Origin of the sequence: Sulfuricurvum sp. RIFOXYD12_FULL_44_77 (assembly GCF_001830725.1) — a bacterium.
Taxonomy (GTDB): Bacteria; Campylobacterota; Campylobacteria; order Campylobacterales; family Sulfurimonadaceae; genus Sulfuricurvum; species Sulfuricurvum kujiense_A.
The window spans coordinates 1-1,129 of sequence record NZ_MIBU01000197.1; the positions used below are offsets into that span (position 1 = coordinate 1).

General features: G+C 45.1%; 1 protein-coding gene. It reads right to left on the bottom strand.

The window, feature by feature from the left end; genetic code table 11:
• Positions 1-70: 70 nt before the first annotated feature.
• Positions 71-1,129: hypothetical protein (locus tag A2517_RS07445; protein ID WP_294895659.1), on the bottom strand; the 1,059-nt coding region annotated here is incomplete at its 5' end.

A 1,129-nucleotide genomic window follows, 5' to 3' on the forward strand; every position in this document is an offset into this window, starting at 1 on the left:
GTCAGAGTGAACCGGTCGGAAAACCCCGACAGGAGAAGATTATTCAAATATGTCGGGATTTTTTCAAGCTTTAAAATTTATACCCGAGCTGCAGCCAGATTTTAGTGACATCTTTAGTATTAAGCGCAACGTCACCGCCTTGATAATAAGCGGCTTTGGCCAGAGCGCTAAGACCTTTGATTCCCGGTATGGCATTGGTATAGAGGAGATCCCATTCGGTTCCTAAATCACTTTTTCCGGCCATTGCTTTATCGGTTTCAAAATCGTGATAAACGATCATCGCTTTACCCAAACCGGGAGCGGTATATCCCAACGTTGCACTCGCATCACACAAACCGCCCGTTGGGGTCGTGAGAAACTTGTCTGCCCACCCGTTGAATTTATGTAACGTTGCCAGAGGAGTGCTAAATGCTGTTTTTCCGTCACTACCGCTTGTTCCGCTCAAAACTTCATATCCTGCTCCTACGAGAACTCCGCTGATGTTGGCAAGTGCATCGAGATTGTAATACGTCGCATCGGCTTGGGCATTTACGATTCCGCCGTCGGTATCACGGGAAGCATCACCTTGATGAGCATATTCCGCACGATAATCGATTTTAGCGATTGATACAGGAAGATTACCTGTTAGTGCTAATCCCATCGTATCATGGAGTGAAGAGAGGATATAGTCATACGCACTCACTTTGAGCATATCATTTATTTTATACGAACCGTTTAAGACAATCGAATCAGTTTCGCTTGCAGGAAGATCAGTAATCCCTTTGATTCCCCAAACATAAGCGCCGGTAAGGGTTAGATTATTAATGGTGCTATCACTGATAACCGCAGCATCAAAACTCTGCATCATCTGTCTCCAGTCCACGGAACCGACGAACCGTTCATTGTCGAGATTTATAATCTGACGCCCTGCTTTAGCGGTTGTTTTTCCCAATTTGTATTGTAAATACCCTTGTGAAAAACGGGTTGTTTCAGGATCTTTGACAATCTCGTATCCGCTATGGCCGTTTGTCGAACTGTTATAGTGCTCGCCTCCGATACTTTGAACGGTTGTGCCGTCAATTTTCATTGAGAGACCGTTAATACCAAGCAGTTTCGTTTCCAATCCGAGTGTTGCACGAACCGTAAACGC